The following is a 26,487-nucleotide window of genomic DNA, read 5'->3' as shown; positions in this document are numbered from 1 at the left end:
CCCGTGGACGTGTGGCAGTTGCATCGATGGCGCACAGAAATTTCATAGGAAACTCCGAATAACTAGACGACATGACCCAGTCACACCACCTCCCCGCCGTCCAGGCTCAACCGCGCCTCAGCCGCGCCGATGGAACCGCTATTCGTGCGGTTGTGGTCGACGATGAAGACTCGCTCACCGATTTACTCTCGATGGCGCTGCGCTATGAGGGGTGGGATGTTCGGCTCGCGTCCGATGGTCCACAAGCGCTGTCGACTATCCGCGAGTTCAAGCCAGACGTCGTCGTTCTCGACATCATGCTTCCTGGCCTCGATGGCCTCTCTGTGCTTTCTCGCTTGCGGGCGGATGGCATCCAAACCCCGATTCTTTTTCTCACCGCCAAAGACTCCGTTGACGACCGCATTGCCGGTCTCACGGTGGGCGGCGACGACTACGTCACGAAGCCGTTCAGCCTCGAAGAGCTTGTTGCGCGATTGCGGGCGTTGTTGCGTCGTTCAGCGCTCACGATCTCGGGGGAGGCTAACCCCATCATCGAAGTCGGCGACTTGAGCCTCGATGAAAGCACCTATGAAGTAAGCCGCGCCGGCACAGCGATCGAGCTCACGGCCACCGAGTTCGAACTGTTGCGATACCTTATGCGTAACCCACGTCGCGTTCTGAGCCGAGCCCAGATCCTCGACCGGGTGTGGAGTTACGACTTTGGGGGCAAAGCTAGCGTGGTCGAAATCTATATTTCTTACCTTCGCAAGAAGGTCGATGTTCTTGGCCCGCCCATGATCCAAACCGTGCGCGGGGTTGGTTACATGCTGCGAGCTCCGGAATGACCAGACCTCGAGAGGTCCGGGCTCCGGGCACACGACGTCCGCCGCTGAGTCTCCGCAAGCGTTTGGTGCTTGGCAGCGCTGCTCTTATTGCGCTTGCCGCGATTCTTATCGGTGTCGTCAGCGTGTTGGCCCTTCAGGGTTTTCTCGTGAATCGGCTCGATGATCAGCTTGAGTTGGCGACGAATCGTTCTCAGGGCGCCCTCGATATTCGGGAAACCACCGACCAGAGCAGGCCGCCACCAGCACGCGATTTTCTTGCTCTTCCTGGGCAACGGGAAGGAACCATTGCGGGTCTAGTGAGCGCAAACGGTGAGATCACTGCCGGAGTTCTCGGTAACAAGGGAGCCTCGTCACCGCTAACGGAAACCCAACTCGATTCGCTGGCCGGACTTGCACAAATCGACGAACCCACGACCGTCTCGTTGGGCGGCGACCTCGGCGACTACCGGGTCATCGCATCACACAATGCCGCGACCGGGGAGTCATTGATCGTCGCCCTGCCGCTATCTGACGTGCGCGCGACAGTTCTTCAACTCACCATCCTTGTTGTCGTAATCGGCCTGCTTGCAATTGTCATTGCCGCCATCGCTGGAGCTATCGCTGTGCGCTTCGCCCTTCGCCCGCTTGAGCGAGTCGCGAGCACCGCAACACGGGTGTCTGAGCTCCAACTTGACCGCGGTGCTGTCGCGCTCGCAGAACGAGTCTCGGCCGATGACGCCGACCCGCGCACCGAAGTGGGGCAAGTGGGATCCGCTCTCAACCGACTGCTGGAGCATGTGGCATCCGCCCTCTCCGCTCGTGAAGCCAGTGAGAAGAAAGTGCGTTCTTTTGTGGCCGATGCGAGCCATGAGTTGCGCACGCCGCTGGCCTCGATCCGTGGCTATGCCGAGCTCACCCGCCGTGGTGGCCATGAGATTCCGGATGACGTTGCTCACGCGATCGGCCGCATCGAGTCAGAGTCCGTGCGCATGACCGGTCTCGTTGAAAGCTTGCTCCTGTTGGCCCGCCTCGATGAAGCTGCGCCAGTTGAGCATGCCTCTGTCGATCTCTCTCGACTCCTTATCGACGCAGTCGGGGATGCCCATGTGGCTGGCCCCGACCATGTGTGGGAGCTTGAACTTCCGGATGACTCGATAGTGGTCAGCGGCGACAACGCGCGATTGCATCAGGTCGTCGCCAACCTACTCGCCAATGCGCGAGTGCATACTCCCGCGGGCACCACGGTTACCGCGTGTTTGACGTTGGAGGCAGATCGCGCCGTCATCGAAATCCGAGACACCGGTCCTGGCATTGCTGATGAGTTGCAGGCGACGGTCTTCGAACGCTTCGTACGTGGGGACAGTTCACGCTCGCGCGCTGCGGGGAGCACTGGGCTGGGCCTCGCTATCGTTGCTGCGGTAATCGAGGCGCATGGCGGTTCGAGCTCAGTTACGAGTGAGCCGGGCAATACGGTATTCCGCATTGAGCTGCCGGCGGGCGTTGTTCTTTAGCTGAGGGCTTCTGCTGGTTTGCGCAGATGCTCCCCATCACGTACTCTTATCGAAGCCAAAGACCGCCGGTCGTTTGCATGCGCGAAAGTGTGTGTGATCGAAGTTCGTGAAAACGAAGGCCAGCGCAGGTGTGTGAAGTAGTTTTTCGGCCAGTTCTGGCCGCAACTCAGCTCCGTGCCTCTGTGTTAGCGCAGTAGGGCCGGAGCTTTTTCTTTTCTCCAGCCACTCTTTACACTTCCGTGCGGCTCTGAGGCAGACACACATCAACCAGTAGGGAGCACCATGGCGAACAAGGAAGCATCGGTCGCCGAGCTTACGGATCTTTTCCGCAACTCGACCGCCGTTCTGCTAACCGAGTATCGCGGACTCACTGTTGCCCAGCTCAAGACGCTGCGCAAGTCAATCAGTGAGCACGCAACATACGCCGTGGTGAAGAACACGCTGACAAAGATTGCAGCTAACGCAGCAGGCATTTCGTCGTTCGACGAAGAGCTCGTTGGTCCGTCTGCAATCGCATTCGTACACGGAGACCCTGTCGCCGTTGCGAAGGCTATGCGTGACTTTGCCAAGGCAAACCCTCTTCTCGTGGTGAAGGGTGGTTACTTTGACGGTAACGCGCTCACCGCTGAAGAGGTCAACAAGCTGGCCGCACTGGAAAGTCGGGAGGTGCTCCTTGCGAAGTTTGCTGGAGCAGCCAAGGCTTCACTGTTCGGCGCCGCGTATCTGTTCAACGCACCGCTCGCTCAGGCCGTTCGCACGGTCGACGCGCTGCGCGAGAAGCAGGATTCCGCGCAGTAACGCGCGGGTTAATTAGCTTAAGAAATATAGGAGAAAATCATGGCGAAAATGTCAAGCGACGACCTCATCGAGGCCTTCAAGGAACTGACCCTCATCGAGCTCAGCGACTTCGTTAAGAAGTTCGAAGAGGTCTTCGAAGTTACTGCTGCTGCTCCGGTTGCTGCTGCTGCTGCACCTGCTGCTGCTGCTGAAGAGGTTGAAGAGAAGGATTCCTTCGACGTCATCCTCGAAGCTGCTGGCGAGAAGAAGATCCAGGTTATCAAGGAGGTGCGCGCACTCACGAGCCTCGGTCTCGGAGAGGCGAAGGCAGTCGTTGACGGCGCTCCCAAGGCTGTACTCGAGGGTGCAAACAAGGAGACCGCTGAGAAGGCAAAGGCTGCTCTTGAAGAAGCCGGCGCAACCGTAACCCTTAAGTAGTCGAATCCTTTAACTAGGTTCGAGTCTCTTTAGAGACTTACTTGCCAGAAAGGCGTCACCCTTCGGGGTGGCGCCTTTCTGCGTTAATCAACACTCGGGTCGCGGTTCGCCCGGGAGGGGCGGAGAGGGCGGTCTGCGGCGTCATGTGTGGATGTGTGGATGCGTGCGGATAGCGGGGCGCGTGTGTGATGAGAGCACGCCCCAAGGCTTGTTGCGGGAGCGGGCGCAGGGCTAACAAGAACACTGCCGGGGAAAGTGTCTCAGAGGAGAACCGGTGTGAGAGAGGGGGTGGGGCGCCTGGTAACCAGCCGGGCGCCCCACCAACGTGCCGAATCCGTTGACACCAGGGATCAGGTTCCGGAGGCGGATGTTTCGGCACGAGACCGCTAGGCGCGTAAAGAATACGGGGCTAGCGGAAGTGGTGTCACTAACCTATCGAGGTGAAAGTTACGCAGCAACAGCGGCGAGGGTGAATAGAGGGTTAGTCGCGGGTGATATCCACCTGAAGGCCTAACTCGCGGGACTTGTGGATTGCCTCGACTCGCGATGTCACCCCCAGTTTTCGGTAAATGCTCTTGAGGTGAGATTTCACTGTATTCACCGAAATGAAGAGCGTTTCCGCGATCTCTGCTGAGTTGCTCCCGCGGACGAGTTCGCGGGCGATTGAGCGTTCTCGGTCGCTCAGGGCTAGTGAGTCACGCCGTACGAGGACGACCGTAAGGCCGTCGAGTCGTTTGATGAGCGCTCCAACTTCAAGCGGCTGGCTTCGCGTCGATGCGCGAGTGAGCATTTCTTGAACCACTTCGCTGGGAATAAGGCGGAATGGGCTGTGCATGCGGTTGCGCGCAGCCAGGCGTAGGGCGCGGTCGAAGGCAACATCCGATTGTTCCTCGCCACCGAGGGAAAGATGCGCAGCAGCCTTCACGAGAAAGACATCGGCAAGCGTGCGACTTGAGTGATTATCGCCCAAAGCCTCACATTCGCGCAGCGCATCCAGAGCACCTCGGGCGTCGCCGGTGACGAAGCGCAAGTGAGCTACAAGCCGGCTAGGGCAGACGGTGTGGTGCTGGGTGGGGGAGAGGCTGGCGAGCACATCCCAGGCTGCCCCGCTGTCGCCGAGTTGCAGAAAAGCGGCGGCGCGCAGTCCTCGAATCTCAGAATCAACGAAGCCGACGGGCTGCCATTCATCGAGCGAGAAGAGCGCTAGCCGAAGCTTTTCTAGACCTTCATGGGCGTTTCCGACGAAGAGTTCAGTGAAGGCTTGTGCGTAGAGCCCTAACGGTTCCCAGTCGCTCTCTCGAATGGCTTTCTGCAGCCTGTCTACGAGCGGTCCGACGGAGTCTGTGCCGCGCTGCATGGCGCCGATCAACAGCTCGGTGATCAGAGCCGGGGCGTTGAATCTGCTGTCGCGCAGCGCAGGGCTAGCCCCCGTGGATTCGGCTCTGGCCACGTAGCTGAGGGCATGCTCAAAGTCGCCCATGAGGAGTTGGATGAGAGCGAGGCATCCGAAAACTTCCAGCTGATTTGCAACACTCAGATTCGTTTCCGCGAGCGAGCCGGCTAAGCGGAAATCTGCTTTTGCCCGATCGAAATCGCCACCGTGGAGAGCGATTGCTCCGCGCTGAAGCGCAATCTCTGCGGTGAGCGGAACGCGCCGGGCGAGCGGGATGACATCGCGACTATCCGCGATGGCACTCGCGCTTGTGATCGCGGCGAGAGCGTCATTGAGGCGGCCAAGCGAGCGAAGAGCTGCCGCATATCGCACATATAGGGTCGCACGCACGAACGCGGGGGTCTCGGGGGTGAGGAGCGCGAAAGCGGCTTCGTAGTACGGGAGCGCTGTAGTGCGGCTCGCAGTGTCTGCTGAACGGAAACTTGACGCGTAGCAGGTAATCAACCACGGGTCACTGTGCCACAAATCGTCTGGGGTGGAGTCGAGCATTGTGCGCAGTGAAGCACCTGCCGTACTCACCACTCGGGGCCACGCTTCGCTCAGTTCGTCGAGTGCAAGCGTGAAGTCTCCTGCGGAGCGGGCAGCATCGAAAGCGCGTTCGAGCGCGCTAACGTCGGCTGTCGCCATTGCTGTATTCCCCCCTTCGAGACAGCTGTCTCGATGAGTTCGAAGATCTCGCCTGGTCGGGTGGGTGACGCGAGGATTTACAGACTACTCCCTCCGCGCGCCGCGCTTGCATTATTTCCTCACGACCCCCCATAATAGGCACGTCGCATTCTTGACCCCCGAACGTGTGACAAATCCCGATAGAGCTACCCGGAATCCCCCGCCGGGCTAACGCGCCCCCCAGCGTATTGGTTCGAATAGTTCCAGGTCCCTCGTTACCCGAGAGCGAAACCCGAAGTGAATAACTTTTTGGCGCGCTGGCGCGCCGCAAATCGAAGCCCCCGATTCGATAAGGCCACTGGCCAGCAACGTAAGCGTTGGTCGTTGCGAGACATGCGTGGCATCTCCGCCATGGTCGCTCTCGCACTTGTGGTCGGTTCTGGACTGGCAGTTGTTTCTGTCTCCTCCGCAGCCGAAGCGCACACGCCGAGCATCGACGTTACGTGTGAAGGTGTAACCGTTACTGGTCGTTACTACGAAGCTAGCGGCTCAGGCGAAGGCCAGCAGAACCTCATCAAGTTCCAACTTGAGGGTGGCAAGCAGCAGGTTATTGAGTTCAGCAAGAACGGATCGCACTTCTTCGCGTTCCCCAACTCCACCGAAGCCCACACCTTCACCGCATCGGTGACCGCGTGGAACAACCCCACAAACTCGAGCTGGAACCGCACGTGGACCAAGACCTCCGAACCGTGCGTCGCACAGAGCATCGTCAGCGTGGCCGCCTCGAGCTGCGAAGTGCCCGGTGGATCAACAGACATCACCGCTACTTTCAAGGGCCTCGTAGCTGACCGCAAGTACGAGCTCACTCTCTCTGACAACCTTGGCAACTCGAAAACTGTCACGTATGTCCCCAAGCAGACCACCGGTAGCTACACCTGGGAAACGGCCATCGCCGGAGCTGCTTACACCGTGACGCTCATCGATACGACGAATCGTTCGCTGATGGCATGCAAGACGGTCCAATCGCTTGCGTGCCCCGCATCGTCAGGTATCGCTATCGTCGCTAATGAATGCACGGTAAACGGTGAAGGCGCCTCTATCAAGGTGAACGTCAGTTCTCTCGTAGCTGGTCGCGAATACCGCATCGATATCGTGAACGCCAGTTCGAATGCCGTTGTTGACAGCTACACCTTCACCGCTAGCGCGGCGACCGGCTCGTACAAGTCCCAAGCGACCCCTTCCGCGAGTTACTTCGCGACGATCGTAGACACCAGCCAGGCAAACGCGACGCCTGAGCAGAGCAACACGCACACCTTCTTGCCGTGCCCCGAAGCAATAGCGAAGCCGACTCTCTTGGCAACGCAGTGCGACGCGGTCTCGACCGATGCTGAAGGTGAAATCACGATTGCGGTTGAGGGACTCGTTCCCGGACGCACCTACAACATTGTTGTGGTCGACTCCGCAAAGAAGCCCGTCCTCACCGAGAACGGCTACTTTGCAACCGCTGACCGCTACGACGCAAAGCTGACGGGAATGGCTGGCGGCACCTACACCGCAACAGTGACCGACGCGGTGCAGACGAGTTACACGAACAGCGCTACCGTCACTCTGGTGTCCTGTGCGACTAACGAGACCACGGTTCAGCTGACTGCCGAACAGTGCACCGCACCGGGTGAAAACGCTTCGCTTACTGCTACCGTTTCGCACTACGCTGCTGGCCGCGACTATACCGTTGCGCTCATGCTTGACAACGTTCTCGTGGGTAAAGCCCAGAAGCTTGACTCCAGCACCGGAAAACCTCAGAAGTTCACCTTCGAGGGTCTCGAGCCAGAGAACACCTACCGAGTCATCGTGACCGACACGAAGTCGAACCCGACAGTGACTGCTGCGGCAGACATGTACTTGGATGTGTGCCCTAGTAACCCAACCGTGATGCTCATGCAGACAGAGTGTGATGTTTTGGGTGCCTCAACGATAGCTGTATCGGCAAGCGACCTAGCTGTTGGCCAGAGCTACACGGTCACCGTAGTTACGCACTCCACTGGCAAGCCTGTTGACGGTCTTGCTCCGATCACCTTCGAGGCCGATCTCCCGACTCATGCGCTCACCATCACCGACGTGCCGAACGGCGAGACTTACACGGTGTCGATCGTGAACGCAGACAACACGTTGAGTGCGAAAGACTCGATCACGCTGGAGGTGTGCGACCTGCCCACCTTCCCGCTTCCCCCTGAGGAGCCGCCCACCGTGGTTCCCCCGGTAACGGATACCCCGACAGTTGATTTGCCAACGCTGGCATTGCCGGTTGGAGATCTGCCTACTCTGGCATTGCCGGTTGGAGATCTGCCTACCCTGGCATACACAGGCTCGAGCACAATCGCTCCGACACTGGCTGGACTCGGGTTCCTGCAGCTCGGATTGGTGCTCGTAGGGTTCAGCGTTGCGCGACGACGTTCGGTAGTTCGCGGAAACTGATCCTGACTGTTCGGCGGGCAACCCTAGTTGCCCGCCGAACTCCCGTGTGAGGTTTCTCGCACAGCGCACTCGGGCGCTGTGCGATTGGCCGTTAAGGGCAGAACTGCGAACTAGGCTCGAATTATGAGCACAGTAGGTGGTCCGCGACGCGGTGGCCGAGTTAGCGGCGGAGACTACTCCGCCCAAAAAGCAGAAAATGCTGCAGCCCCCAAGGTCCCCCATCTCCTCCAGCGCATCGCTCACCTCTTTGAGCCGCACAAGTCAGCGCTAACGCTCACCATCACTCTTGTGCTGATCGGCGCCGGCATAAGCGTGCTGCCACCGCTGCTCACCAAGCAAGCCTTCGACGAAGGCCTCTTCCCGGCGTCAGGCACACCCGATATCCCCGTGCTGGCGCAACTCGTCATCATCATGATCGCGCTCTGGATAGCGTCTGCCGCGCTAGGCGTCTGGCAGACCTACCTCACCGCGACAGTGGGCAATAAGGTCATGGGCGCGCTCCGGGTGCGACTCTTCGATCAGCTGCAGCGCATGGAGCTCGCATTCTTCACCCGCACTAAGACGGGCGTCATCCAATCCCGGCTTCAAAACGATGTTGGTGGCGTTGCTGGCGTGCTCAACAACACCGTGTCGAGCGTGATCGGCAACACCGTCACGGTGATCGCGGCGTTCATCAGCATGCTCGTGCTCAGCTGGCAGCTCACCGTGGTTGCCGTCATTGTGCTTCCGGGTATTGTGATCGCTCAACGTCGCGTTGGGCAGATCCGCGCGCGCATTGCCACCAAGACTCAAGAGTCGCTGAGCAACATGACCGCGATCACTCAAGAGTCCTTGAGCGTTTCGGGCATCCTTCTCTCCAAGAGCTTCAACCAACAGGACATCGAAACGCTGCGGTATTCCGACGAGAACGAACAACAGGTCGACCTGCAGGTGCGCCAGCAGATGAGTGGCCAGTGGTTCTTCGCCACCGTCAATATCTTCTTGTCGGTCATTCCTGCGATCGTCTATATGGTTGCCGCGTACCTTATTACTGGTGGCGTTGACGTTACTGCCGGAACAATCGTGGCCTTCACGACAGTGCAGGCACGCCTCATGTTCCCCCTCCTTGGTCTTATGAGGGTGGCGCTCGACCTTCAAACATCCTCGGCCCTCTTTGCGCGAATTTTCGAGTATCTCGACCTCACGCCAGCGATCACCGACAAGGCCGATGCCCACGAGGTAAATAGGGCCGAGCTGGGAGCGGTCGCTTTCGATAACCTGACTTTCCGCTATCCCGACGCCGAGGCATCCACTCGGCCAACGCTTGACTCAGTCAGCTTCTCGATTGAGCCCGGACAGTACGCGGCCTTTGTCGGTCCCTCCGGTGCCGGCAAAACTACCGTGTCCTATCTGATTCCTCGGCTCCATGAAGCGAGCAACGGGCGCGTGCTCTTCGCCGGCGACGATGTGAAGGATCTCACCCAAGATTCGCTCATCCGCAACATAGGCATTGTGAGCCAGGAAACCTACCTCTTTCACGCGACCATCGCCGAGAACCTCTCCTATGCGCGACCGGATGCGACGACCGAGCAGATCGAAACCGCAGCGCGTGCCGCGAACATCCACGAGACGATCATGTCGTTTCCCGATGGCTACGCCACGACGGTGGGGGAGCGCGGCTACCGACTGTCGGGCGGAGAGAAACAGCGCATTGCTATTGCGCGCGTGCTGCTCAAAGACCCCAGTGTGCTGATCCTCGATGAAGCCACGAGCGCGTTGGACTCCATCTCTGAGCGCATTGTGCAAGCAGCCCTCGATACCGCTTCGCGGGGTCGAACGACCATTGCCGTAGCCCACCGGTTGTCGACGGTGCGTTCGGCGGACGTGATATTCGTTGTCGTCGCCGGAGCGATTGTGGAGCGCGGAACGCACGCCGAGTTGATCACGCGCGGCGGCGAGTACTCGCGGTTGTATGCGGAACAGAACCGCACCGACTAGGGGCCACGCACATCCCGTAGGCGAGCGCTGTTGCGTCGAGCGCCAACGTTTCGGACGCTGGGCGTAGGCTGGGGTAGCCCTCGGGGTTGCGGGCACACTACTTTTGCCGCGCCCACAACCGGGCACTCTCTTAGCTAGGAATCGCTTGACTACCGTCGTTCATCCCGGTGACTCACTCTCTGCACGTCAACGGCTTGTGTATGTCCTTGTGCTTGGCGCGCTGACCGCGCTCGGCCCGTTTACCGTCGACCTGTACCTGCCGGCGTTCCCGCTCATCGAAGCGGATCTCGACACCACTGCGGCCATCGTCCAGCTCACGCTGACCGCGACGACCCTCGGTTTCGCGCTTGGCCAGCTCATCGTCGGTCCGCTGAGTGACCGAATCGGTCGACGCCTTCCGCTACTCGTTGCCACGAGCGTGCACCTCATGGCGAGTATCGGAGTTGCCCTCGCAGCCAACATCGAACTGCTCTTCGTCTTTCGCCTCATCCAAGGAATGGGAGCGGCCGCGGGTGCTGTCGTGACCATGGCAATCGTGCGCGACCTCTTTGGCGGGCTCCCTCTTGTGCGGATGCTGTCACGCCTTGCCCTCGTGCAGGGGCTTGCGCCCATCTTGGCTCCGCTCATCGGGTCTCAGCTCTTGCTGATCACCCCGTGGCGTGGAATGTTCGTCTTCCTGGCGATCTACGCCGGCTTGGTATTGATCGCTGCGTGGTTCCTTATTATCGAAACCTTGCCGCCAGCCCGGCGCCGAGACCTCGGCCATGCCACGGCAGGCCAGCGCTACAAGGCCCTCTTCACTGACCGGGTGTTCGTGGGCACGGCGATCATCGCGGGAATGACCTTCTCTGGGCTCTTCGCCTACCTCGCCTCATCTCCGTTCCTCTTGCAGAACGTCTACGGCCTTGATCCTCAAGCGTTCGGTCTTGTCTTCGCCGTGAACTCGGTGGGCGTCGTGATCGGAGTCCAGTCCGCAGCATTCCTGATGCGATTTATCGGGCCGCAGTGGATTCTTGCCGGCTCCGGAGTCATGCTGCTGCTCTCGGCATCCACGATCGTGTTCCTCGACATCGTGAACGGCGATCTCATCACGGTGCTGATTCCCCTGTTCTTCTTCGTGATGTCCTGTGGCTTCTCGTTCCCCTGCACTCAAGTGCTGGCGCTCGCCAACCACGGCGGAGAAGCGGCGACGGCGGCGTCAGTGTTGGGCGCCGTGAACTTTGGGCTTGCCGGACTCACCTCGCCCATCGTCGGCGCCTTCGGAATCACCAACGCAATCCCGATGGGCATTGTGATGGGGAGCACCGCAATCGTGTCGATCATCGTGATGTGGACGGTCATCCGTCCGCGTACCGTGCCCGCGCTATCGCGCTAGGCATCGCGAGAAGTGCTGAGGCTCACGGAGCGCTGACAGCCGCGGATTGTCTCGGCACTCGCCAAGATTCACCCGGTACCGTAAATGGGTGAATACTGAAATTTCGCCAGCGGAAGCTCGTCAGGTTACTCAGCGCTGGCCGCTTATCAGTGGAGTGACCGCCGTGGTGCTGGCCGTGCTGCTCGGTGTTCTTATCGCGACGCGAGACGGCGTGCTGAGTCTCGACCAGCTAGTGCTCGACGACCTGCTGAGCGTCCGTGCCGATATTTTCACCGTGCCAGCTCTGGTCATGGATTTTGTGGGTGGTGGCTGGTTCGGGGTATTTGTTGTCCCGCTGGGGGCAGCGCTTGCGTTCTTTATTGCGAAACGTCGTTCGGCAGCGCTCTACTTTGTGCTGGCGTCAGCACTGAGCGCTGGCGTTGTTCAGTTACTCAAGTCACTCTTTGGCCGCGCGCGTCCTGAGGAGATCTTGGTCACAGCCGATATCGGTTCATTCCCGTCGGGGCATGTGGCCAACGCCGCTACTGTCACGGTCGTGCTCATCATCCTGTTGCAGCGTCGGTGGGTGCTGGTGGCCGGTATCGCCTACACAATTCTCATGATCTTGAGTCGCACGTATCTGGGGGCGCACTGGCTGAGCGACACCATCGGAGGTGCACTCCTCGGTGTTGGTGTCGCGATCATTGTGTGGGCGCCATTCGCTCATCGCTTAGCGACCGAAGACCCACAATCTGGCATCAATAAGAGCGCTGGGCGACCTCACTCCGTAGGCTAGAAGAATGACGGATGCCGCAGCCCAAGTAGAAGCCGCCAAGAAAGCCTTAGCCCAGGCGCAGGCCGCGCTCGCGGCCGCCGAGCTGGCATCGGCAGAGGCCGCGCTTGCCGCAGAGCAGGCCGCGGCCGCAGTGTCGGAGGCAACTACCGCCGAGACCGCACCGGAGGCCGCACCCGAGACCGCACCGGAGGCCGGGCCCCCAGAACCAGCAGCCGACAAGCCGGCAGCGGCGAAGTCAGCCCCAGCGAAAGCCACCCACGCTACCGACTCCGGTGATGGCCCTCTCAACGCAGCTCAGGTAACCGACATCCTCGAGGGCTACGCCTTCGACGGTGAGGTGCTTGAGATGGGCGCTCTCGTGAATGGCGATGCGCTCGCCGATGTTCCGGTGCGCATTCCGATCGCGATGCTCAACCGTCATGGTTTGGTGGCGGGTGCCACCGGAACCGGTAAGACGAAAACGTTGCAGGTGCTGGCCGAGCAGCTTTCGGCTGCCGGTGTTCCCGTCTTCGCCGCCGACATCAAGGGTGACCTCTCGGGCATTGCTACGGCAGGCAGCTCGAGTGACAAGCTGCTGGAGCGCACGGAGTCGATCGGGCAAGACTGGCAGCCCGCGGCATCCCCGACCGAATATTTCACGCTGGGCGGTAACGGCATCGGCGTGCCGATTCGGGCGACGGTTTCCAGCTTTGGGCCACTGTTGCTCTCGAAGGTGCTCGGCCTCAATGACACGCAAGAGTCGAGCTTGGGCCTGATTTTCCACTACGCCGATCAGACCGGACTGCCGCTGGTTGATCTCAGCGATTTGCGCGCTGTCGTGCAATACCTGCTGAGCGATGATGGCAAGGCCGAGTTGAAGAACCTGGGCGGCTTGTCGTCGGCGACTGCTGGCGTCATCCTGCGTGAGCTCATCGGTTTTGCGAACGAGGGCGCCGATGAGTTCTTTGGCGAACCGGAGATTGATACGTCACTCTTCCTGCGCACCAACGCGGAAGGCAAGGGCATTGTGAGCTTGCTTGAGCTGCCGGGCGTGAGCAACAAACCAGCGCTCTTCTCGACATTCTTGATGTGGCTTCTTGCTGACCTCTTCAATGACCTTCCCGAGGTCGGAGATATCGACAAGCCCAAGCTCGTGTTCTTCTTTGACGAAGCCCACTTGCTGTTCAACGATGCCTCGAAAGACTTTATTGAGTCAATCACTCAGACGGTGCGGCTCATCCGTTCCAAGGGCGTCGGTGTGGTGTTCGTCACCCAGACGCCTAAGGATGTTCCGAGCGATGTGCTTGCCCAGATCGGTTCGCGCTTCCAGCATCAGCTTCGTGCTCACACGCCGGATTCGGCGAAGGCACTCAAGGCGACCGTCTCGACCTACCCCACATCGGGCTATGACCTCGGAGAGGTGCTGACGTCACTCGCGACTGGCGAGGCCATCATCACCGTCATGAATGAGAAGGGCGCTCCGACTCCCGTGGCGTGGACTCGATTGCGCGCACCGCAAGGTTCGATGTCGCCGACGGATGCCGGCACGATGGAAGCTGCGGTCGCCGCATCCCCGCTGATGGTGACCTACGGCACCGCGGTCGATCGGGAATCTGCTCGGGAGATTTTGGCCGGCAAGATGAATGCGGCGGCTGAGGCAGATGCCAAAGCGGAGGCGGCGGAGGCGGCGGAAGACGCTGCTGCGGTTGCCGCTAAAGACGCTGAGAAGCTCGCGAAGGCGCACGCTAAGGAGCAGGCGAAGGTGCAAGCCGACTACGAACGAGCGCTCAAAGACATGAATAAAAAGACCACGTCGCGCACCACTACACGCACGACAACGCGCAAGCAGCCCAACGTTTTGGGCGACGCCTTGAGTTCACGAACTGGACAGACGGTCGTGCGCGAGGTGCTTCGCGGAATTTTTTCGACCCTCAAACGTCGGTAATTCCGACCCGTATCCGGAGCTCTCCGCAGCGGGCACTCGGGCACGCAAACGCGCCTAAAACCCAGTGTTCTAGCGGAAGTAGAGCGCAAAGTTCGCTCCAGTCGGCGGTGGCAGCGAACCGAAATAGGCTCGCTGTTGCCAAATCGTGACCATTCGAATGTGCAAAAACTTGCTGCGTTCACTTGTCAAACCCAACGGTTAGACAGTTTACTGGTGAACGTCCGATTCACTTCTTGAACGGAACAGCACTCATATTCCAATGGAGGAACACAGAATGCGTAAGCCACTTTCCATTATCGCCGGGGCGGTGGCCTTAGGCCTCGTTCTTGCGGGCTGCTCGAGCACCCCTAGCTCAGACCCCGACAACGCTGACCAGGTTGAGGTATTCACCTGGTGGGCCTCAGGATCCGAAAAGGTCGGCCTTGACGCTCTCGTCACGGTATTCGCTGAACAGAACCCTGACATTGAGTTCATCAATGCGTCTGTGGCTGGCGGCGCCGGCTCCAACGCCAAGGCAGCTCTTGCATCACGCCTCGAGTCGAACGACCCGCCGGACACGTTCCAGGCCCACGCCGGAGCAGAGCTCACGGACTACATCAACGCCGGTCAGCTTCAGGACCTCAGCTCGTTCTACCAAGAGAACGGACTCACGGATGTCTTCCCCGAGAGCCTGATCGAGCGCATCACCGTTGACGGTGCCATCTACTCGGTACCCAGCAACATCCACCGTGCCAACGTCGTCTGGGCCAACACCCAGGTGCTCGAGGATGCCGGGATCGACCCCAAGGCTGCTCCTGCTGACATCGACGCGTGGCTTGTAGACCTGAAGAAGCTCAAGGACGCTGGAGTCGAGACTCCTCTCGCGCTCGGCACCGAGTGGACTCAGATGCAGCTCTTCGAAAACGTTCTCATCGCTGACCTTGGCGCCGAGGGCTACTCGGGACTCTGGACCGGCGACACCGCCTGGGACGACGCTGGAGTAGAGACCGCAATCGGTCACTACGGAGAGCTGCTCGAATACACCAACAGCGACTTCGCTGGCCTCGACTGGGATGCTGCAACGCAGATCGTTCTCGATGGTAACGCTGCCTACAACGTCATGGGTGACTGGGCCGAGTCTGCATTCCAGCAGGCCGGTTGGACCTACGACAACGAGTACACCACCTGGGCAACCCCCGGCACCGATGGAGTCTTCGACTTCCTCGCTGACTCGTTCACCCTCTCGGAAGGCGCTCCTCACGAAGCGGCTGCCATTGACTGGCTGACGACCATCAGCTCGGCTGAAGGCCAGAAGGCATTCAACCTCGCTAAGGGTTCGATCCCGGCACGTACCGACACGGTTGCTTCTGACTACCCCGCGTACCAGCAGACGGCTATCAAGTCGTTCGGTGAAGACACCGTTGTTAGCTCGCTCGCACACGGTGCAGCAGCAAGCATCGCCTGGTCGGGAGACATCTCTTCGGCCATCGGCAAGTTCGGCGCTGACCGCGACGCAGCTTCGCTTCTGTCCGGACTCGTTGCCGCCGCTGACAAGGCTCAGGGCTAACTAGCACTACGAGACATAGTGGGTGGGGGCGGCGACGCTCCCACCCACTACCGTGCAAACCGAGGAGCTCGCGCGTGAAAAAAGGATACAAAAACTGGGGCCCACCGCTCCTTTTGATATCCCCGACGATTATCGTTCTCGGGATATTTGTTTATGGCTTGATCGGCGCCAACATCTCGGTGTCGCTCAGCAACCGGAACAGTCTTGTTCCCGCTACTGAGTTCGTTGGACTCGATAACTACATCGCTCTGTTTGGCGAAGAGCGCTTCATCCACTCGCTTCAGAACCTTGGTATCTTCACCCTCTTCTTCATCGGTGGCACCATGATCTTCGGATTCTTGTGGGCGTGGATGCTCGACAAGGGCGTCACCGCAGAGGGCGTTTTCCGCTCGGTGTTCCTGTTCCCCATGGCGATCTCGTTCGTGGCATCCGGTGTCGTCTGGCGCTGGTTGCTCAACAGCGCTGAGGGTGACCGTGCATCCGGACTCAACCGGGTCTTCGAGAACCTCGGGCTCGACTTTCTCCAGAACTCGTGGTGGAACGATCCGACCTGGGGCATGGCGGCCATTGCGTTGCCCGCCATCTGGCAGCTCGCCGGCTACGTCATGGCGCTCTTCCTTTCGGGCTTCCGTGGCATCCCTGAAGAGCTGCGCGAAGCAGCCCGCATGGATGGCGCGACCGAGTGGAAGCTCTACCGCTACGTGATCTTCCCCCAGCTCAGCCCCGTCGCGCTGTCGGCTCTCATCATCGTGGGCCACATGTCGCTGAAGGTCTTCGACCTCATCATGGCGATCACGAAGTCGATCTACCAGACCGAGGTTCCCGCAACCTACCTGTGGGTTGCTTTGACCTCTAACGACTACGCCAAGTCGGCCACGATCGCGACGATCCTGTTGCTCTTCGTTGCCGTCGTAATCGTCCCGTACCTGATCTACACCGCTCGCGCAGAGAAGAGGCAAGGATGAGTGTCGCAACTGGACTCGACAAGAAGCCAAGCGAACCCACCACTGAGTCGCACATGCCGCAGAGTTCGGCGATTCGTGCGCGGGCTGGACTGAGCCGCACCGCGAAGTACGTACTGCTGGTGTTCTTCCTGGTCATTGTGTTGATGCCCGTGTACGTATTGATCGTCACGAGCCTCAAGCCGCCGCAGGACGTCAACCCCGCCACCTCGTGGGGGCTGCCGGTTCGTTGGCCGTGGGAGCCTGCTTTCGAGGGCGGACCAACCGGCTTCGACAACTGGGCACTCGCGTGGAACGCGCTCTCGGCATCCATCGGTCGCACGTTCTTGCTGGCGATCCCTGCCGCACTGATCGCGTCGTTCCTCGGAGCAATGAACGGCTTCGTTCTTGCCCGCTGGCGCTTCCCGTACGCCGATGTCGTCTTCACGTTCATCCTGTTCGGAATGTTCATTCCGTACCAGGCGATCATGACGCCGCTCGTGCAGATGAAGACCAGCCTCGGCTTGCCGAGCGATGTCTCCACCCTGCTCGTGGTGCACGTGATTTACGGTCTGCCGATCTGTACGTTGATCTTCCGCAACTACTACGCCGGCATCCCTCATGAGCTCATGGAGGCTGCCCGCATGGACGGTTCGGGGATGCTGCGCACGTTCCGCAGCATCGTCTTGCCGCTGTCGCTTCCCGGCTTTGTTGTCACGATCATCTGGCAGTTCACCTCAGCGTGGAACGACTTCCTGTTCGCGCTGTTCCTGTCGAACCAGAATGAAGGGCCCGTATCGCTCGCGCTCAATAACCTGGCGCAGGGCGCTCAACTGGCGAACTACGGTGCCGCGATGGCGGGTGCGCTGCTTGCATCGCTGCCCACGCTGGTCGTGTACGTCGTGCTCGGCAAGTACTTCATCGGTGGACTGATGAGCGGCTCGGTCAAGAGCTAGCTCAGATCTCCTCGCTGCGAATGCCGCGGTGCTGTTGCCCATCCAGAGGGCGCCGGCACCGCGGCATTTGCGCGTTAAGGGGAGCTGCGGCCGTCGCTAGCGAGCGAGGGCGTTGATGACGGTGAGCGCTGCGGCAAAGACACCGGCAACCGCGGCCGTGGTGCCAATCGCAATAGCGACCACGAGGAGGGGATACCGCTCATACGTATACAGGGTTTCGGGGTAATCGCGCCGAATTTCGCCGTGTGAAACGGTGCCGGGGATTGTTTCGACAGGCACGTTGAAGTGAGACGCGACGAATTCGAAATCCTCGGGAGCCCAATACTGACCGCGCATGCGCAACAGGCGACGGTCGTTGTGACCCATCACGGAGAGTTCGGCCCGCGATTCCAAGCCATCGCTCGTGAAGACGGTTGACCGCACGATCAAGGTGGCGTCTGACTTGTCGAAGTGCGTCAGTCGCCCGAAGAAAAAACCGCGCTCGGTGACGAGGGGGGAGTTTGCACCGATCCAGATGGCGCTGCGAAAGTAGGAAACACACGCGGCTATGGCGGCGGCGATAGCGACCGCGTGAGTGATCACGACCGCAAGCCACGGCCCATCCGGAATCGTGAGGGTATACAGCGCGCCGAACACGATTACCGTGAAAATCAGCCAAGCCTGAAACCCGCGCCACAAGAGCGAACGGGGTTGACCTAGCCGCCGACGAGGATCGTCACGGCGAGGTTTGAGGCTCACTGGCCTAGTCGACAACGGCGTTCCCTTCGTTTTTTCGCGTGGGCGATCACAATGGGGTAAGTGCGGAGAATGGGGGATTCGAACCCCCGAGGGCTTGCACCCAACACGCTTTCCAAGCGTGCGCCATAGGCCACTAGGCGAATTCTCCTGACAGGTTGAACGCGCGTTAGCGCAAACAGCCTCAAGTGATCATAACGGGGTGGGCGGCCCAGTGGTAATCGACGTTCCGAACGCCGTGAATTCGGGGAGAGCCGCCGGCGCGCGAGGGGCAATAATTTTGGGTAGACTGGGGGCGGCTCCTCGCGTGGCGCCATCCAGGCCAATTCCCCCAGGACGGAAACGTAGCAAGGGTAACCGGGCTCTGGCGGGTGCGCGAGGGGTCTTTTCTGTTAAGCGCCCGGCATCTCCTTCTGGGGCGTATCTTCCGGCGTAGGCTGGAGAGGTGACGCGGAATATCTACATCACCTCCATCGAGGGCCACGCTGGCAAGTCCACCATCGCCCTCGGTCTGCTCGACACGCTTAGTCGCGAAGCGAAACGACTTGGCGTGTTTCGGCCCGTCGCTCGCACCAGCGATGAGCAGGACTACGTCTTAGAGATGTTGCTCGGTCATGAAGCCGTCAATCTCAGCTACGACGAGGCTGTCGGCGTGGGCTACGACGACGTGCACGCTGATCCCGAGCTGGCACTCAGCCGCATCATCGAACGGTTTAAGGCAGTCGAGGCCCAGTGCGACGTTGTCGTGATTGTCGGTTCTGATTACACGGATGTGGGCAGCCCTACCGAGTTGTCGTACAACGCCCGCGTCGCCGCGAACCTCGGTGCTCCGGTGCTCCTTGTATTGGGTGGTCAGTCTGAGGACGGCGAGAGTCGCAGCCCCGCTGACATGGCGCAGGTTTATTCGATAGCGCATCAAGAATTGGATGCCGCCCACGCCCGGTTGGTCGGTGTGGTCGTCAATAGGTCTGACCCCGACTTCATGACCGACATCATCGCCGGAGTCAGCGCGGCGGTCGGCGACGATACTCCGGTGTGGGCTATCCCCGAAGATCCCTTCCTTATCGCGCCCAGCCTTGCCTCTCTGCTCACTGCCGTTGATGGTGAGTTGCTGCGCGGCGACGATGATCTGTTGCAGCGTGAAGCGCTCGGCGTGGTCGTGGCCGGTATGACGATGGAGAACGTGCTGCTGCGTCTCATCGAGGGCTCGGTCGTGGTGGTTGCTGGCGACCGGTCGGATGTGTTGCTGGCGACGCTGATGGCGCACGCGTCGGAGACGTTCCCTTCGCTTGCGGGCATCATCCTGAACGGTGGTTTTGATCTGCTGCCCCAGATCGAGCGCCTCATGGATGGTCTCGATGTGTCGTTGCCGGTGATTCGCACCTCGTTCGGCACCTATGACACCGCGCGCATTATTACTAAGACGCGCGGTCGCTTGGCTGCCGAGTCTCCCCGCAAGTTCGACACGGCGCTTGCCCTGTTTGAACAGCATGTGGATGCCGCAGAGCTGCTGCGTCGACTCGACCTGCATCCGCCCACCGTCGTCACGCCGCTCATGTTCGAGTACGGTCTGCTCGATCGCGCTCGCAGCATCCCGCAGCACATTGTGTTGCCGGAGGGCAGTGATGACCGCATTTTGCGCGCATCGAGCACGCTGTTGCGCCGTGGCGTTGCCACGCTCACGATCCTGGGTGACGAGGGCGAGGTGCGTGGCCGCGCGGCTGAACTCGGTCTCGATATCTCGGGCGCGAGCATCCTGAGCCCCTTTGATGAAGAACTGCGCACCCGATTCGCGACGGAATATGTGAAGCTGCGCGCCCACAAGGGAATGACGATGGAGGTTGCGCGCGACACCGTGACCGACGTCTCGTATTTCGGCACCATGATGGTGCACTTGGGGCTGGCCGACGGCATGGTCTCGGGCGCCGCGCACACCACGGCTCACACCATCCGCCCGAGTTTTGAAATCATCAAAACCAAGCCCGATGTGTCGATCGTGTCGAGTGTGTTCTTGATGTGTCTTGAAGACCGCGTCCTTGTCTATGGTGACTGCGCTGTGAACCCCGACCCGGATTCCGCTCAACTCGCTGACATCGCTATCTCTTCTGCCGCGACTGCTGCCCAATTCGGCATCGAGCAGCGCATTGCCATGCTGTCGTATTCCACCGGCTCCTCAGGCAGCGGTGCTGACGTCGACAAGGTTCGGGCCGCTACCGCGCTCGTGGTCGAACGACGCCCTGATCTTGCCGTCGACGGCCCTATTCAATACGACGCTGCCGTGGATGCCGCCGTCGGCAAATCTAAAATGCCCGACTCAGAAGTTGCCGGCCGCGCGACCGTGTTCATATTCCCCGATCTGAATACGGGCAACAACACCTACAAAGCCGTGCAGCGCAGCGCCGGAGCAGTGGCCATTGGGCCTGTCCTTCAAGGCCTCCGCAAACCGATCAACGATCTCTCGCGTGGGGCGCTCGTGCAAGACATTGTGAACACCGTCGCGATCACCGCGATTCAGGCTCAATCGGTCGCCGCCGAGGCCTCCGCGCTACAGGGCATCGCCGATGATGCCGCTGCCAAGGAGTAAGAATGACAACCGTCTTCGTGGTGAACTCCGGTTCATCGTCGATCAAATGGGAACTGCTCGATGCCGAGTCCGGTTCCGTCTATAGCGGCGGCATCGTGGAACGCATCGGGGAACCCGGCGGAGGCGCAGCGGACCACGACGACGGGATGCGGCAGATCCTTGCGGAGCTCGGGGACGAGCATCCGGCCGTCGTTGGCCACCGCGTTGTTCACGGGGGAGCCGAGTTCACACAGGCGACCGTGATCACCGATGAGGTCGAGGACCGACTTGAAGAGATTTCAGTGCTGGCGCCATTGCACAACCCCGCCAATCTGAAGGGCATTCGCGCAGCGCGAGCGACGTTCTCGACCGTGCCTCATGTGGCGATTTTCGACACCGCATTCCATGGCACACTGCCACCCCACGCCTACACGTACGCGATCAATACGGAACTGGCCCGAGTGCACGGCATCCGTCGCTACGGTTTTCATGGCACCTCGTATCGGTACGTTTCGGAGCGGACGGCCGCAGTCCTGGGCAAAGATCTCGCCGATCTCAGGATGATCGTGTTTCACCTGGGCAATGGAGCATCCGTGTGCGCGATCGATGGTGGTCGCAGCGTCGACACGTCAATGGGCATGACTCCGCTCGAGGGGCTCGTGATGGGCACCCGCTCGGGCAACATCGATCCTGGGGCACTTTTTCATCTCGGCCGGGCCGGAATGGACCTCCCCGGACTAGACCACTTGCTCAACCGTGAGAGTGGATTGCTCGGCATGACCGGCACCGGAGACATGCGCGATGTGCAATCGAAGGCGGATGCTGGCGATGAGCAGGCGCAGGCAGCGCTCGGTGTTTACTACCACCGGTTGCGTCACTACTTGGGGGCGTACCTCGTGGCCCTTGGCGGAGCGGACGCCGTCGTGTTCACCGCGGGCGTCGGTGAGAACAACGCCAACACGCGCCTCGCGACGGTCGAGGGTCTCGAATCGTTTGGGATCGAGATGGATATCGCTGCTAACGCCGCAGCCAATCGTGGCGAGCGCGTCATCTCGGCATCCGATTCGCGCGTGAAGGTTCTCGTCATTCCGACGAACGAAGAACTGCAGATAGCACGGGAATCGGTTGAAGCTGTAGCCCGATAGACGACGAGCCGTGCGGGTACTTCCGCGGCGGCGCTGCGAGGATTAGACAACTCTTCGCCCGGCGGAGTGATAGTCTGCCGACGGTTCGGGCAGGCCGGGCAAGGCAGGGGAAACGTGTCACAAGTTCGGAGCAGCAGTTCCGCTGCGCGGCCAGCTCATTGGTTTCGCGGAGACATTAACGGGCTCAGGGTCCTTGCCATCGGCCCCGTTGTCGCTTTCCATGCTGGTTTCCCCGGATTCAGCGGCGGCTTCATCGGCGTGGATGTCTTCTTCGTCATTTCGGGGTTCTTGATCACCACGAACCTCGTGCGCGAGGTCACCGCAACGAGCCGCGTGAACGTTGCGCAGTTCTGGGCGAAACGAGTGCGACGGCTCCTGCCCGCATCGGTGCTGATGATTCTCGTGACGCTACCGCTTGCTCTGTGGATACTTTCTCCGCTGCAGTGGTCGACACTGGGGCGGGATGCCGGATCGGCCCTGCTCTACATCTCCAACTTTGTTTTCGCGCAGCAAGCGACTGACTATTTTGCGGTCGATCTCGGCGATCCGAGCCCGTACCTCCACATGTGGTCGCTCGGTGTTGAAGAACAGTTCTACGTGCTGTGGCCGCTCCTCATCATTGCCGCGGCCGCCTTTGCGCGTCGCCGTGGGGTGTCGATTCAGCGCATCCTCCTCGTTGCATTCTCGGTAACGATCGTGCTGTCGTTCGCTCTCTCGCTCTACTGGACCCAGACCGCCCCGGCGGCAGCGTTCTATCTGCTTCCCACCCGAGCGTGGGAATTCGCGGCGGCAGGTTTAGTCGCAATGCTGTCGACCAAATTCTTGGGAGCCCCGGCGCTTCGCGCGACGATGATCGTGGTCGGTGGAGTCGTGCTGCTTGGCACTGTCTTCCTGCTGACGGAAGCGGCACCATTCCCCGGTTTCGCCGCGCTGCTGCCTGTCGTGGCAACCATCCTGATCATTCTTGGCGGTCGTACGCGAGAGGGCGAGACTCAGGTCTGGCCTGCTCGCCTCTTGGCGATAGCGCCGATGCAGTGGGTCGGTAAGTTGTCCTACTCCTGGTACCTCTGGCACTGGCCCTTCATTGTCTTGGCGGGAGTGGCGTTTGAGACGCAAACTTCATGGGTCCTTGGCACAGCGGCGCTCGCATCTTTGGGTGCTGCAGTCCTCACGTATTACCTCGTAGAGAACCCGATTCGATTTAGTCCCGCGCTGACGCAATCGCTGCGGCGCACGTTTATCGCTGCAGCAACTGTTACAGCGCTTGGGTTAGCGGCGGCGGTCGGTAGCTATGTGCAGGGAGGGATTGCCGCAGAAAAGTTTGGCACTATCGAACAAGCGCGGTCAGAGCGACCCAATCATGACTGTGACCGCAGCAGCACAGTGGTTGACGGTGTCACGCTCTGTGAAATGGGCGCTCTCGAAAGCACGACGACAATTGCCCTCATCGGGGACTCCCATGCAGGGCAATGGAAAGAGGCTCTGGGCGAAGCTGCCGAGCAGGAAAACATCCGGCTTGTTGTCCGCTGGTTCAGGTCGTGCCCCGCTATTGGCATCGACACTGTGAACTCGAATGGCGTCTGGACTGTTGAATGTCCTCCCTTCGTCAGCGACACCGCCATGGTTCTCGAAACCTTGCAGCCTGACGCTGTGGTAATCGCGCAAGCGGAGGCTTACGACGGCCGAATCATAAATGCACAGGGTGAGGAACTGTCGTCGGCCGAGGAAATTGCGCTCTGGAAAGACTCGTTCTCCCGGACGCTCAGTGCGCTTTCGTCAGTGACCCCAAGCACAGGGTTCATTCAAGACAACCCACGTCTGGACTACGACCCAAACACGTGTTTGGTTCGCGCTGGCTCGACGGCGGAGAGTTGCGCATCCCCTCGAGACGAAGCTCTCGACGGGACCGCGGTATTGCAGGCCGCTTCCATGTCGGTGATCTCGGATAGCCAGGTAAGTTTTGTATTCACGACGAATGACACGCTTTGCAGCGATATTTGCAAAGTGATGGACGATGGCGTGCCCGTCTATCAGGACTACAACCACCTATCTCGCCAGTGGACCATGACGCAGGTTCCTGAGCTGCGGGCGTTTCTCGCGAGTTTGGTCCGTTAGGGGCTGAGCATCAGTGCGAGCTTCTCGATAGAACGTTCAAGCAGGCGAGGAACTGGATATAGCACGGGAATCAGTTGAAGCTGTAGCCCGATAGACGACGAGCCGTGCGGGTACTTCCGCGGCGGCGCTGCGAGGATTAGACAACTCTTCGCCCGGCGGAGTGATAGTCTGCCGACGGTTCGGGCAGGCCGGGCAAGGCAGGGGAAACGTGTCACAAGTTCGGAGCAGCAGTTCCGCTGCGCGGCCAGCTCATTGGTTTCGCGGAGACATTAACGGGCTCAGGGTCCTTGCCATCGGCCCCGTTGTCGCTTTCCATGCTGGTTTCCCCGGATTCAGCGGCGGCTTCATCGGCGTGGATGTCTTCTTCGTCATTTCGGGGTTCTTGATCACCACGAACCTCGTGCGCGAGGTCACCGCAACGAGCCGCGTGAACGTTGCGCAGTTCTGGGCGAAACGAGTGCGACGGCTCCTGCCCGCATCGGTGCTGATGATTCTCGTGACGCTACCGCTTGCTCTGTGGATACTTTCTCCGCTGCAGTGGTCGACACTGGGGCGGGATGCCGGATCGGCCCTGCTCTACATCTCCAACTTTGTTTTCGCGCAGCAAGCGACTGACTATTTTGCGGTCGATCTCGGCGATCCGAGCCCGTACCTCCACATGTGGTCGCTCGGTGTTGAAGAACAGTTCTACGTGCTGTGGCCGCTCCTCATCATTGCCGCGGCCGCCTTTGCGCGTCGCCGTGGGGTGTCGATTCAGCGCATCCTCCTCGTTGCATTCTCGGTAACGATCGTGCTGTCGTTCGCTCTCTCGCTCTACTGGACCCAGACCGCCCCGGCGGCAGCGTTCTATCTGCTTCCCACCCGAGCGTGGGAATTCGCGGCGGCAGGTTTAGTCGCAATGCTGTCGACCAAATTCTTGGGAGCCCCGGCGCTTCGCGCGACGATGATCGTGGTCGGTGGAGTCGTGCTGCTTGGCACTGTCTTCCTGCTGACGGAAGCGGCACCATTCCCCGGTTTCGCCGCGCTGCTGCCTGTCGTGGCAACCATCCTGATCATTCTTGGCGGTCGTACGCGAGAGGGCGAGACTCAGGTCTGGCCTGCTCGCCTCTTGGCGATAGCGCCGATGCAGTGGGTCGGTAAGTTGTCCTACTCCTGGTACCTCTGGCACTGGCCCTTCATTGTCTTGGCGGGAGTGGCGTTTGAGACGCAAACTTCATGGGTCCTCGGCACAGCGGCGCTCGCATCTTTGGGTGCTGCAGTCCTCACGTATTACCTCGTGGAGAACCCGATTCGATTTAATCCCGCGCTAACGCAATCGCTGCGGCGCACGTTTATCGCTGCCGGTGCTGCCACCCTTGTCGGGCTGTTAGCGGTCGGCGGTGCCATCGTGCAGGGAAACAATGCAGGGGAGCGGTACGCGGTATTTCAAGATGTGCGCCTCGACAGGCCAGCTCCCGAGTGCGATCGCGAGACCACGATGGTTCTTGACATCGCGCTGTGCGAAATGGGTGCGGTTGATAGCCCCGTCACGGTAGTTCTGGTCGGTGACTCACATGCCGGTCAGTGGAAGGATGCTCTGGCGGAGGCGGCAAAGCAAGAAGACATTCGTCTGGTGGTTCGCTGGCTTACCGCGTGCGCGGCAATTGGAGCTGACACTGTGAGCACACGGGGGACGTTCACGGAAGGATGCCCGTCGTTTGTCGAGGAGACCCGAGCCATCATCCAAGAAATTGAGCCGGATGCGGTCTTGATCTCTCAAGCAGAGGCTTATGACGGCAGGATCGTTGAGCCAGATGGCGGGGAACTGGATCTCCCCGCGCAACTCGACCTGTGGCGATCGTCCTACGACGAGACCTTGACGCTGTTCAAACAGTGGAGCCCTCGCGTCGGCATCATTCAGGACAACCCTCGCGTTGATTACGACCCCAGTACGTGTCTGGTCGAGCCCGGAGCCACTGCGGAGAGCTGCGCTTCACCTCGGGATGAGGCATTAGACGCGACCGCCGTGCTGCAAGAGGTCGCGAGAGAAGCTATGGCTGGGCATGAAATCGATGCATTCTTCACCACTAACGACGTGCTGTGTGACGAATACTGCAAGGTCATGGATGGTGACATACCGGTCTACCGGGACTACAACCACTTGACGCGATCCTGGACGATGACCCAGGTTCCAGAGCTTCGTAAGATGCTTGTGGAGCTCGTCGGATAGCTGACCGTTGCCGATCCGGAACTGCGCCTAGCACGGGAATCGGTTGAAGCTGTAACCCGATAGACCAATTTTCTTGTCCCCCATTGTGGACTCTTGTATTGCCCAGCTGTGAGCTTTTATTATGGTTTCGAGACCGAATTCGGGCGGTCTCAACGTTGGGCCA

At 60.2% G+C, this 26,487-nt stretch carries 18 protein-coding genes, 1 tRNA gene and 1 other RNA gene; 17 read left to right on the top strand and 3 right to left on the bottom strand.

What is annotated here, in order from left to right; all coding sequences use genetic code 11:
- The first annotated feature begins 71 nt into the window (after positions 1-71).
- From I6E81_RS11930 to rplL, 4 genes are all read left to right on the top strand, one after another.
- Positions 72-824, top strand: coding sequence for a response regulator transcription factor (locus I6E81_RS11930; protein ID WP_197108016.1), 753 nt, complete (start codon positions 72-74; stop codon positions 822-824).
- Positions 821-2,314 (top strand): cell wall metabolism sensor histidine kinase WalK, encoded by a 1,494-nt coding sequence (locus tag I6E81_RS11925; protein ID WP_197108015.1) that lies wholly within the window; start codon positions 821-823, stop codon positions 2,312-2,314. Before I6E81_RS11930 ends, I6E81_RS11925 begins: the two co-directional genes overlap by 4 nt.
- Positions 2,315-2,596: 282 nt before the next feature.
- Positions 2,597-3,112, top strand: a complete 516-nt coding sequence (gene rplJ, locus I6E81_RS11920) for a 50S ribosomal protein L10 (protein ID WP_197108013.1) — start codon at positions 2,597-2,599, stop codon at positions 3,110-3,112.
- Between the two features lie 39 nt (positions 3,113-3,151).
- On the top strand, positions 3,152-3,529 hold the full coding sequence (gene rplL / locus I6E81_RS11915) for a 50S ribosomal protein L7/L12 (RefSeq protein WP_197108011.1): 378 nt from the start codon (positions 3,152-3,154) through the stop codon (positions 3,527-3,529).
- Positions 3,530-4,010: 481 nt separating this feature from the next.
- On the opposite strand, the gene I6E81_RS11910 is transcribed toward rplL, so the two are convergent.
- Positions 4,011-5,609: a LuxR C-terminal-related transcriptional regulator gene (locus tag I6E81_RS11910; RefSeq protein WP_197108010.1), complete on the bottom strand. Its 1,599-nt coding sequence runs from the start codon at positions 5,607-5,609 to the stop codon at positions 4,011-4,013.
- A gap of 372 nt (positions 5,610-5,981) precedes the next feature.
- Between I6E81_RS11910 and I6E81_RS11905 the strand changes: the two genes are divergently transcribed.
- From I6E81_RS11905 to I6E81_RS11870, 8 genes are all read left to right on the top strand, one after another.
- Positions 5,982-8,063 (top strand): RTX toxin, encoded by a 2,082-nt coding sequence (locus tag I6E81_RS11905; RefSeq protein WP_231604336.1) that lies wholly within the window; start codon positions 5,982-5,984, stop codon positions 8,061-8,063.
- Positions 8,064-8,186: 123 nt separating this feature from the next.
- Entirely contained in the window at positions 8,187-10,040 is a 1,854-nt protein-coding gene (locus tag I6E81_RS11900) for an ABC transporter ATP-binding protein (protein ID WP_197108006.1), read from the top strand.
- A 145-nt stretch (positions 10,041-10,185) separates the two neighbouring features.
- Positions 10,186-11,415, top strand: coding sequence for a multidrug effflux MFS transporter (locus tag I6E81_RS11895; protein ID WP_197108003.1), 1,230 nt, complete (start codon positions 10,186-10,188; stop codon positions 11,413-11,415).
- A gap of 88 nt (positions 11,416-11,503) precedes the next feature.
- Positions 11,504-12,190 (top strand): phosphatase PAP2 family protein, encoded by a 687-nt coding sequence (locus I6E81_RS11890; protein ID WP_307784152.1) that lies wholly within the window; start codon positions 11,504-11,506, stop codon positions 12,188-12,190.
- Positions 12,191-12,194: 4 nt separating this feature from the next.
- The gene (locus tag I6E81_RS11885; RefSeq protein WP_197108001.1) at positions 12,195-14,114 is read left to right on the top strand and encodes a helicase HerA-like domain-containing protein; all 1,920 of its coding nucleotides are present in this window, start codon (positions 12,195-12,197) and stop codon (positions 14,112-14,114) included.
- Positions 14,115-14,388: 274 nt separating this feature from the next.
- Positions 14,389-15,660 (top strand): ABC transporter substrate-binding protein, encoded by a 1,272-nt coding sequence (locus tag I6E81_RS11880; RefSeq protein WP_197107999.1) that lies wholly within the window; start codon positions 14,389-14,391, stop codon positions 15,658-15,660.
- Between the two features lie 74 nt (positions 15,661-15,734).
- The gene (locus I6E81_RS11875; RefSeq protein WP_129073069.1) at positions 15,735-16,625 is read left to right on the top strand and encodes a carbohydrate ABC transporter permease; all 891 of its coding nucleotides are present in this window, start codon (positions 15,735-15,737) and stop codon (positions 16,623-16,625) included.
- Positions 16,622-17,557, top strand: a complete 936-nt coding sequence (locus tag I6E81_RS11870) for a carbohydrate ABC transporter permease (protein WP_197107998.1) — start codon at positions 16,622-16,624, stop codon at positions 17,555-17,557. Before I6E81_RS11875 ends, I6E81_RS11870 begins: the two co-directional genes overlap by 4 nt.
- A 96-nt stretch (positions 17,558-17,653) precedes the next feature.
- Here I6E81_RS11870 and I6E81_RS11865 read toward each other — a convergent pair whose 3' ends face one another.
- Together I6E81_RS11865 and I6E81_RS11860 are read right to left on the bottom strand one after the other, a co-directional pair.
- Complete coding sequence (locus tag I6E81_RS11865) at positions 17,654-18,295, bottom strand: hypothetical protein (RefSeq protein WP_307784151.1); 642 nt, start codon at positions 18,293-18,295, stop codon at positions 17,654-17,656.
- A 63-nt stretch (positions 18,296-18,358) separates the two neighbouring features.
- Positions 18,359-18,443, bottom strand: a tRNA-Ser gene (locus tag I6E81_RS11860).
- Positions 18,444-18,586: 143 nt separating this feature from the next.
- Between I6E81_RS11860 and ffs the strand changes: the two genes are divergently transcribed.
- The 5 genes from ffs (at position 18,587) to I6E81_RS11835 (ending at position 26,324) form a co-directional block, all read left to right on the top strand.
- Positions 18,587-18,683: signal recognition particle sRNA small type (gene ffs / locus I6E81_RS11855), an RNA gene on the top strand.
- Positions 18,684-18,737: 54 nt separating this feature from the next.
- Positions 18,738-20,876, top strand: a complete 2,139-nt coding sequence (pta, locus tag I6E81_RS11850) for a phosphate acetyltransferase (RefSeq protein ID WP_197107994.1) — start codon at positions 18,738-18,740, stop codon at positions 20,874-20,876.
- Positions 20,877-20,878: 2 nt separating this feature from the next.
- Positions 20,879-22,000 carry an acetate/propionate family kinase gene (locus tag I6E81_RS11845; protein ID WP_197107992.1) on the top strand — a complete coding sequence of 374 codons (1,122 nt, stop codon included), beginning with the start codon at positions 20,879-20,881 and terminating at the stop codon, positions 21,998-22,000.
- A gap of 114 nt (positions 22,001-22,114) precedes the next feature.
- Entirely contained in the window at positions 22,115-24,115 is a 2,001-nt protein-coding gene (locus I6E81_RS11840; RefSeq protein ID WP_197107990.1) for an acyltransferase family protein, read from the top strand.
- A 208-nt stretch (positions 24,116-24,323) separates the two neighbouring features.
- Entirely contained in the window at positions 24,324-26,324 is a 2,001-nt protein-coding gene (locus I6E81_RS11835) for an acyltransferase family protein (protein WP_197107988.1), read from the top strand.
- Positions 26,325-26,487 lie beyond the last annotated feature (163 nt).

The organism is Salinibacterium sp. NG22, assembly GCF_015864925.1.
GTDB lineage: Bacteria > Actinomycetota > Actinomycetes > Actinomycetales > Microbacteriaceae > Rhodoglobus.
The sequence above is the reverse complement of the archived record's forward strand: the minus strand, read 5'-3'. Positions and strand labels throughout refer to the sequence as shown.

Excerpts from the sequence above, each read along its gene's own strand:
- I6E81_RS11930 (WP_197108016.1), top strand. The coding sequence starts at position 72 with ATGACCCAGTCACACCACCTCCCCGCCGTCCAGGCTCAACCGCGCCTC.
- I6E81_RS11925 (WP_197108015.1), top strand. The coding sequence starts at position 821 with ATGACCAGACCTCGAGAGGTCCGGGCTCCGGGCACACGACGTCCGCCG.
- rplJ (WP_197108013.1), top strand. The coding sequence starts at position 2,597 with ATGGCGAACAAGGAAGCATCGGTCGCCGAGCTTACGGATCTTTTCCGC.
- rplL (WP_197108011.1), top strand. The coding sequence starts at position 3,152 with ATGGCGAAAATGTCAAGCGACGACCTCATCGAGGCCTTCAAGGAACTG.
- I6E81_RS11910 (WP_197108010.1), bottom strand. The coding sequence starts at position 5,609 with ATGGCGACAGCCGACGTTAGCGCGCTCGAACGCGCTTTCGATGCTGCC.
- I6E81_RS11905 (WP_231604336.1), top strand. The coding sequence starts at position 5,982 with ATGCGTGGCATCTCCGCCATGGTCGCTCTCGCACTTGTGGTCGGTTCT.
- I6E81_RS11900 (WP_197108006.1), top strand. The coding sequence starts at position 8,187 with ATGAGCACAGTAGGTGGTCCGCGACGCGGTGGCCGAGTTAGCGGCGGA.
- I6E81_RS11885 (WP_197108001.1), top strand. The coding sequence starts at position 12,195 with ATGACGGATGCCGCAGCCCAAGTAGAAGCCGCCAAGAAAGCCTTAGCC.
- I6E81_RS11880 (WP_197107999.1), top strand. The coding sequence starts at position 14,389 with ATGCGTAAGCCACTTTCCATTATCGCCGGGGCGGTGGCCTTAGGCCTC.
- I6E81_RS11870 (WP_197107998.1), top strand. The coding sequence starts at position 16,622 with ATGAGTGTCGCAACTGGACTCGACAAGAAGCCAAGCGAACCCACCACT.
- I6E81_RS11845 (WP_197107992.1), top strand. The coding sequence starts at position 20,879 with ATGACAACCGTCTTCGTGGTGAACTCCGGTTCATCGTCGATCAAATGG.